7 protein-coding genes are annotated in these 7,558 nt (G+C 68.5%); 4 read left to right on the top strand and 3 right to left on the bottom strand.

Going from position 1 to position 7,558, the window contains the following annotated elements; genetic code table 11:
* From DYI42_RS22485 to DYI42_RS22470, 4 genes are all read left to right on the top strand, one after another.
* Positions 1–641 (top strand): ferritin-like domain-containing protein (locus DYI42_RS22485; protein ID WP_213549166.1); only part of this gene is annotated, 641 nt, incomplete at its 5' end.
* Positions 642–883: 242 nt separating this feature from the next.
* Positions 884–2,206, top strand: coding sequence for a M23 family metallopeptidase (locus DYI42_RS22480; RefSeq protein ID WP_213549165.1), 1,323 nt, complete (start codon positions 884–886; stop codon positions 2,204–2,206).
* Positions 2,196–2,750 (top strand): bactofilin family protein, encoded by a 555-nt coding sequence (locus tag DYI42_RS22475; RefSeq protein WP_213549164.1) that lies wholly within the window; start codon positions 2,196–2,198, stop codon positions 2,748–2,750. The genes DYI42_RS22480 and DYI42_RS22475 overlap by 11 nt, the downstream gene beginning before the upstream one ends.
* 255 nt (positions 2,751–3,005) lie before the next feature.
* Positions 3,006–3,977 (top strand): AEC family transporter, encoded by a 972-nt coding sequence (locus DYI42_RS22470; RefSeq protein WP_213549163.1) that lies wholly within the window; start codon positions 3,006–3,008, stop codon positions 3,975–3,977.
* Here the strand turns inward: DYI42_RS22470 and DYI42_RS22465 are convergent.
* From DYI42_RS22465 to prfB, 3 genes are all read right to left on the bottom strand, one after another.
* Positions 3,919–4,749: a DUF2189 domain-containing protein gene (locus DYI42_RS22465; RefSeq protein ID WP_213549162.1), complete on the bottom strand. Its 831-nt coding sequence runs from the start codon at positions 4,747–4,749 to the stop codon at positions 3,919–3,921. The two genes, DYI42_RS22470 and DYI42_RS22465, sit on opposite strands and share 59 nt — an antisense overlap.
* A 160-nt stretch (positions 4,750–4,909) precedes the next feature.
* Positions 4,910–6,319, bottom strand: coding sequence for an amidase (locus DYI42_RS22460; RefSeq protein ID WP_213549161.1), 1,410 nt, complete (start codon positions 6,317–6,319; stop codon positions 4,910–4,912).
* Complete coding sequence (gene prfB / locus DYI42_RS22455; RefSeq protein WP_213549159.1) at positions 6,319–7,443, bottom strand: peptide chain release factor 2; 1,125 nt, start codon at positions 7,441–7,443, stop codon at positions 6,319–6,321. Before prfB ends, DYI42_RS22460 begins: the two co-directional genes overlap by 1 nt.
* Between the last annotated feature and the right edge of the window lie 115 nt (positions 7,444–7,558).

Raw genomic sequence — 7,558 nt, 5'->3', positions numbered from 1 at the left:
AACCCGCCCTGCTCGATCCGCGCGACGTGCCCCGCCGCCGCCCGGGCACCGAAGCAGGCCGCCGCGCAATCCTCCATGCCGTCGCCCATATCGAGCTGAACGCCATCGACCTGCACTGGGATGTCGTCGCCCGCTTCACCGACACGCCCATGCCGCTGGGCTTCTATGACGACTGGGTGCGCGCTGCCGATGACGAGAGCCGCCATTTCATGCTGATGGACGATTGCCTGCACGAGTTGGGCATGACCTATGGCGACCTGCCCGCCCACGCCGGCATGTGGCGCGCCGCCGCCGACACCGCGCATGACCTTCCCGCCCGCCTCGCCGTGGTGCCAATGGTGCTGGAGGCCCGCGGGCTCGATGTGACCCCCGGCATGATCGCGCTCTTCTCCAAGGCCGGGGCCAGCTCTGCCGTGGCGGCGCTGGAGACGATCTACGCCGAGGAGGTCAGCCACGTCGCCTATGGCGCCAAATGGTTCAACTGGCTCTGCGGGCGCGACGGGCTGGACCCGAAAGAGGCCTTCCACGCCCTCGTGCGCCGCTACTTCCCCGGCGGGCCGAAACCGCCCTTCAACGAAGAGAAACGCGCCGAAGCCGGGATGCCGCCCGATTTCTACTGGCCGCTGTTGGAGGGCACCTGACCGCGCGCCCAGCGACCGCACCCCTGCGACGGGCCGCCGCAGCCCGCGCCGCCGGGCGCATCAACTGGCGCGAAAATCGGCAAGAACCTGCCGAATCGCGCGCCCTGACCAGCGGTTAACCACGTTGTGCGGCCAGCACAACTTGCCATCCCTCACCCGGTTACGTTAACACGTTCGCAATCCGTGATGGCCGCTGGGGGGCCGTACGGGTGTATTTGGGGTACGGGAACAGGAACGGATCATTGAAAGCACGCGTCTTGCACCGCTTGCATAGCGCCCTTGAGCGCCACTTGCCCGAGCAGCGACTCTTTCTGCGCTCGGATACCGAAACCCGGTTCATCCGGCTCAAGCCCGAGACCCAGCTCATCGCGCTGGCGGGCTCCGCACTGGTGGTCGGCTGGGCGATCATCGCCACCGCCGTCCTGCTGATGGACTCGATCGGCTCCGGCTCGATCCGCGAGCAGGCCGCCCGCGAGCAGAAGAGCTACGAGACCCGCCTCAACGCCCTCTCCGCCCAACGCGACGCCCGCGCCGAAGAGGCCGCCGCCGCGCAGGAACGCTTCAACGCCGCGCTGGCGCAGATCTCGGTGATGCAGTCCGACCTGCTCGCCTCCGAGGACCGCCGCCGCGAGCTGGAAACCGGGCTGAACGTGGTGCAGGGCACGCTGCGCCGCACCATGAAAGAGCGGGATCAGGCGCTGGCAGGTCAGGCCGAAGCGATCGCCACGCTCGAAGGCGCCACCGGCTCCGCCAAAACCACCGATGGCCGGCTCACGGATGTCGAAGGCACGGTGGACTTTCTCACCGTCGCGCTCGAGAGCACAGCCCGCGAGCGCGATGCGATGGCCGATACCGCCGCCGCCGCCCGCGAAGAGGCCCAGGCCCTCGCCTTCGAGCGCGAGCTGATCCTCGATCGCAACGACCAGATCTTCACCCAGCTCGAAGAGGCGCTCACCGTCTCGGTCGCGCCGCTCGACAAGATGTTCCGCGACGCCGGGCTGCCGCCCGACCAGCTGATCTCGACCGTCAAGCGCGGCTACTCGGGCCAGGGCGGCCCGCTGACCCCGCTGACCTTCTCGACCAAGGGCATGCCGCTCGACATGGGCCAGAGCCGGGCCAACCGCATCCTCAAGGGGCTCGAGCGGATGGACCTCTACCGCATCGCCGCCTCCAAGGCCCCCTTCTCGATCCCGGTGAAAGATTCCTACCGCTTCACCTCCGGCTTCGGGCCGCGCTGGGGCCGGATGCACAACGGCACCGATTTCGCCGGGCCGAAGGGCACACCGATCTACGCTGGCGGCGATGGTGTCGTCACCTGGGCCGGGCGCCGCGGCAGCTGGGGCATCCTGGTGACGATCCAGCACGAATTCGGCATCGAAACGCGCTACGCACACATGAGCAAGGCTCGCGTAAAAGTGGGCCAAAGGATCTCGCGCGGCGATCGCATCGGTGATATGGGAACCACCGGTCGGTCCACCGGCAACCACCTCCACTACGAAGTCCGGGTCGGCGGCAAGCCGGTGAACCCGATGACCTACATCAAGGCAGGACAAGATGTTTTCTAAATCCAGGATCAACGAGCCCGGCTCCGGCGCAGGCGCCGATGCCGGCAAATCCCCCTCAGGCGACAGCTCGGCCAGCTCCAAGCAGGCCACGACGCCGCCCAGCAGCTCCTCCGCCGCCACCGGCGGCGCAGGCAGCAGCACGCCCAAGGCCAAGCCCCCGGCGTCGACCCTGTCGTCCGATCTGACCATCGTCGGCAACATCAAGACGACCGGTGACATCCAGATTGAAGGCACCGTCGAGGGCGACATCCGCGCCCACCTTCTGACCGTCGGCGAAGGCGCCACCGTGCGTGGCGAATGCCTTGCTGATGATGTCGTGGTGAACGGCCGCGTCGTCGGCCGCGTGCGCGGCCTCAAGGTCCGCCTCACCTCCACCGCCCGGGTGGAAGGCGACATCATCCACAAGACCATCGCCATCGAAAGCGGCGCCCACTTCGAGGGCTCGGTGCAACGCCAGGACGACCCGCTCGCCTCCGGCAGCACCTCGGCCCCCAAGCCGCTTGGCACCCCGGAGGCCGACAAACCGGCCAAGGCCCAGGGCTGACACTGGCCTGAGACTGGCCTGACAGAAGTTTTCAAAGGGCGCCTGCGGGCGCCCTTTCTCGTCTCAGGGGCCTCGCTGCTGCGCTCGGGGCTTTCGGTGGCCTCGCTGCGCTCGGCCCCCGCCCTGCCGCCAAAGTCATCGCGCCTGATCGGACGCTGCGCCTCTTGGCTGATGGCTCGGATGAGTATTTTCAGCAAGAGAATGAACATGTGAAGCGGGTTGCAGCGCCGGGCCTGCGCGCCCATACCTCGGGCCATGCTTCAGGTTCTCTCCATCTCAGGCACCATCTTCGCGCTCATCGCCCTCGGTTGGGTGCTGGTGAAGCGCGGCGTGTTCGACGGCAAGGCGCTCGATGTGCTGGGGGCCTATGTCGTCACCTGCGCCCTGCCCGCGCTGATCTTCCGCGCGGTGTCTTCCCGGCCCGTCAGCGACACCTTCGACTCGGCCTACCTGCTGGTTCTGCTCGCCACCTCGCTTGCGCTCTTCGGGGCGGGCTACTGGCTGGTGCGACATATGTTCGGCGGCTCGCCCATTGCCGCCACTTTCGGCGCGATGGGCATGAGCTGCGCCAACTCCGGCTTCGTCGGCTACCCGATGCTGGGCCTCGCGCTGCCCGACATGGCCGAGCACGCGCTGGCGCTGAACATGAGCTTCGAGAACCTGGTGATGATCCCGCTGGTGCTGGTATTGGCCGAGGCCGAGAAGGCGCGCGCGGGCGGCAACGGCACTGGCATCGCCCCGCTGATCGCCCGCCGCCTCGCCACATCCCCTGTCATCCTCGCGCTCTTCGCGGGCCTCGCGGTGGCCGCCATCGGGCTGGAGTTGCCGCAGGTGGTGACCGGCCCGGTCAACATCGTGGCCAACTCTTCGGCGGCGGTGTCGCTCATCGTGATCGGTGGCGGGCTGGCCGCCCTCACCCTGCGCGACCTCGGCGCTCTGGCCTGGACGATCACTGCGGCCAAGCTGCTGGTCATGCCGGCGCTGGCCTTTGCGCTGCTCCACGCACTCGCGGCCCTCGGCCTCACCCCGCAGCCCGCAGCCCTCGGCCCTGCGCTGCTGGTGATGACGGCGCTGCCCGCCATGTCGATCTACCCGGTGCTGGCCCGCCGCTACGGCGAGCTGACCACCCCCGCCGCCGTGCTTTTGCTGCAAACGCTGGTGAGCTTCGTCACGCTGACGGCGGTTCTGGCGCTGCTGGGCTTGCCACAGATCCCGGCGGGTGGATGAGCGCGCGGGTGTAAAGGTGCCATGTCGCATGGCCCAGCACCGGCAGCGCAATCAGCAGGCCAAGGAACCAGGGCAGCATTGCCGCAAAGAGCAGCCCCGCCAGCAATGCGGCCCATGACAGCATCACCAGCTTGTTCTCCCGCACCACCGCGAGGCTCACCAGCATGGCGGTGATGAAATCCACCTCCCGGTCGAGCGCGAAGGGGATGGAGACGACGGTGAGCGCATAGAGCAGCAGCGCCACCGCGGCCCCGAACAGCACCTGCACCGCGATCAGCCTATAGCCCTCGGGCGTCATCAGCGCCCCCAGCCCCTGCGAGATGTTCACCAGCGCGCGCGGCCCAAGGAAGATGGCAAAGAGCATATGGGCGAAGAAGGTGTAGAACAGGAAGTAGATCACGATGATCGCCCCGATCCACGGGATCTGCCGCGCCCGCTCGCGCCAGACCCTCAGCAGTACCCCGTTGCGCCCCATGAAGGCCAGCCGCTCGCTGCGTGCAAGGCGGCGCGAGACCACGTAGAGCCCGACGGCGGCGAAGGGCGCGATGAGCGGAAAGCCGAGGGAGAGGATCAGCACCGTGGCGACGTGGCCCAGCGAGAGCTTGACCATGGCAAAGCCGCCCAGCGCGTAGACCAGCGCAAAGAACAGGCCGAACTGCGGCGCGCGGGTGAAATCGCGCCACCCGGCGGCGAGCGCCGCGCGCAGGTCGGCAAAGCTCAGCCGGGCGACCTCCGGCTTCGGGGCGGCCTCGGCATATGTGGCGTCAAGCATGTGTCCTCCTCGCATGCTCACGCGGTTTCCTCATGTATTTGGCCCAAGCGGCGGACGTGGCGCAACCCCGTAGGGCGGGACTTGTCCCGCCGCCGGGCCGCTCATCGGCCCTCGCGGCCCTCCTCGCAGCTGCGATGAGGGGCCGAAGCGCCCCGAAGAGCTACCCCGCCGCGCCCGCTACCGGCACTGAGGCGCCCGGCCAGTCCACCGCCGCGTGATAGGCCTCCGCCAGCGCCAACAGCGCCGCATCGGCCCCGCGCGGCCCCATCAGCTGCACGCCCGCCGGAAGGCCCTCCGGCCCGAAACCCGCAGGCAGGTTCACCACCGGCAGACCAATGAGCGAGGCGGGCACCACGCATTCCATCCAGCGGTGATAGGTGTCGGTGGCCACGCCCGCCACCGCCTTCGGCCAGTCCCACCCTGCCGGGAAGGGCCACATCTGGGTGCTGGGCAGGATCACCGCGTCATAGCGGGCAAACATCCGCGCCGCCGCGCGATACCACTCCGAGCGGATGGCGCTGGCTGCAAGGATCTCGGCGTTCCCAAGCGCCCTGCCCTGCTCGATCTCCCAGATCAGCGCGGGCTTCATCTGGCCCGCGTTCGCCGGATCGTCCAGAAGCGCCCCCTGCTTGGCCGCCACCGCCCAGGACCGCAGCGCCACCCAGCTCTCCCAGAGCTTCTCTGCCGGAAAGGGCGGCGCGACCGGCTCCACCACGGCGCCGAGGTCTTCGAAGACGGCACACGCCGCCGCGCCGCGCTCCAGCAGCCCCGGCTCCATCGGCCAGGCCCCGCCCCAATCGGCCAGCCAGCCGATGCGCTTGCCCTTCGGCCCCTCGCCGCCGGGCACGAACGCCGCGCCGCCGGGCTGCAACGGGTCGGGCCCGGCGATGACGCGGAGCAGAAGGGCAAGGTCTTCGGGCGTGCGGGCCATCGGGCCGAGGGTGGAGAGCGGGTGCAGAAACATCTCCCCCACCGGGTCACCGGGCACCAGCCCGTGGCTGGGCCGCATGCCATAGACATTGCACCACGCGGCCGGGTTGCGCAGGGAACCCATCATGTCCGAGCCATCGGCCAGCGGCACCATCCGGCACGCCAGCGCTGCCGCCGCCCCGCCAGAGGAGCCACCTGCCGTGCGGCTATGGTCATAGGGGTTGCGGGTGACGCCGAAGACCGGGTTGTAACTGTGCGAGCCAAGCCCGAACTCGGGCACATTCGTCTTGCCGATGAAGATGGCAGCCGCGGACCGCATCCGGGCGGCGATCAGATCATCAGCCTTGGGCACATGGCCGGCATAGACCGGGCTACCCCAGGTGGTGCGGATGCCGCGCGTGGCAACAAGGTCTTTGACCGCCATCGGCAGACCCCAGAGTGGCCCGCCCGGCCCCGCCGCCTCCGCCGCCCGCGCCTCGGCCAGCAGCGCGGCCTCGTCTCGCAGAGAGACAATCGCGTTGATCGAAGGGTTCACCTCGGCCACCCGCGCCAGCGTGGCCTCCATCACCTCGACCGGCCCCACCTCGCGCCGCTGCAAAAGCTCCGAAAGCGCGACGGCGGAGAGGTCGGTGAGCGCCATCAGCCCTCGGCCTGCGCCTCGCTCCGGCTCTTGCCGGAGACATCCATCGCGAGGGTCGCGGCCATGAAGCCGTCGAGGTCGCCGTCGAGCACACCGGAGGTGTCGGAGGTCTCGTGGTTGGTGCGCAGGTCTTTCACCATCTGGTAGGGCTGCAGCACGTAAGAGCGGATCTGGTTGCCCCAGCCCGCGCTGCCCTTGTTCTCATGCGCCTCGTTGATCGCCGCGTTCCGCTTGTCGAGTTCCATCTGGTAGAGCCGCGATTTCAGCGCCTTCATCGCGATATCCCGGTTCTGGTGCTGCGACTTTTCCGAGCTTGTCACCACGATGCCGGTGGGCGCGTGGGTGATCCGCACGGCGGAATCGGTGGTGTTCACGTGCTGGCCGCCCGCGCCGCTCGACCTGTAGGTGTCGATCCGGATGTCTGCCGGGTTCACCTCGATCTCGATGTTGTCGTCGACCACCGGGTAGACCCAGACCGAGGCAAAGCTCGTCTCCCGCGTGCCTTTGCCGAAGGGGCTGATCCGCACGAGCCGATGCACGCCGCTCTCGGACTTCAGCCAGCCGTAGGCATTGGTGCCGCTGATCTTGTAGGCGCAGCTCTTGATGCCCGCCTCGCTGCCCGCTTCCTCGCTCTGAAGCTCCACCTTGAAGCCGCGCTTCTCGGCCCAGCGGACATACATGCGTTGCAGCATCTGCGCCCAGTCGCAGGCCTCGGTGCCGCCCGCGCCGGCGTTGATTTCGAGGAAGGTGTCGTTGCCATCGGCCTCGCCGTTCAACAGCGCCTCCAGCTCCTTGGCGGCGGCACGCCTTTCCAGCGCGATCAGGGCGTTCTCGGCCTCGGTGACAACCTCGGCGTCCTCTTCGGCCTCGCCCATCTCGACCAGCTCGACGTTGTCATCCAGCTCCTGGGAGATGCCGTTGTAGGTGTCCATCGCGTCCACCAGCATCTGGCGTTCGCGCATCAGCTTCTGCGCCTTGGCCGGGTCGTTCCAGAGATCCGGGTCTTCGGTGCGGGCGTTGAACTCTTCCAGCCGGTGCTGTGCCGTGTCCAGCCCCATCCGCTGACCCAGAAGCTCCAGCGATTTCTTCACCGCTTCTACTGCGTTTTGCGCCTCGGCCCGCATGGGGAAGTCCTTTCTGCTCGTTCGATTTGCCTGATACCGCGTGGGGCAGCGGGGGGCAAGAATGCTGGTGGTGGCGCGGCTGGCAGCGTTGCGCCGCGGGGGGCCAGCCCCCCGC

Source organism: Vannielia litorea, assembly GCF_018424695.1.
GTDB lineage: Bacteria > Pseudomonadota > Alphaproteobacteria > Rhodobacterales > Rhodobacteraceae > Vannielia > Vannielia litorea_A.
The sequence above is the reverse complement of the archived record's forward strand: the minus strand, read 5'-3'. Positions and strand labels throughout refer to the sequence as shown.

Coding starts and splice junctions, on each gene's coding strand:
- DYI42_RS22470 (WP_213549163.1), top strand. CDS start 3,006: ATGCTTCAGGTTCTCTCCATCTCAGGCACCATCTTCGCGCTCATCGCC.
- DYI42_RS22475 (WP_213549164.1), top strand. CDS start 2,196: ATGTTTTCTAAATCCAGGATCAACGAGCCCGGCTCCGGCGCAGGCGCC.
- DYI42_RS22460 (WP_213549161.1), bottom strand. CDS start 6,319: ATGGCGCTCACCGACCTCTCCGCCGTCGCGCTTTCGGAGCTTTTGCAG.
- DYI42_RS22465 (WP_213549162.1), bottom strand. CDS start 4,749: ATGCTTGACGCCACATATGCCGAGGCCGCCCCGAAGCCGGAGGTCGCC.
- prfB (WP_213549159.1), bottom strand. CDS start 7,443: ATGCGGGCCGAGGCGCAAAACGCAGTAGAAGCGGTGAAGAAATCGCTG.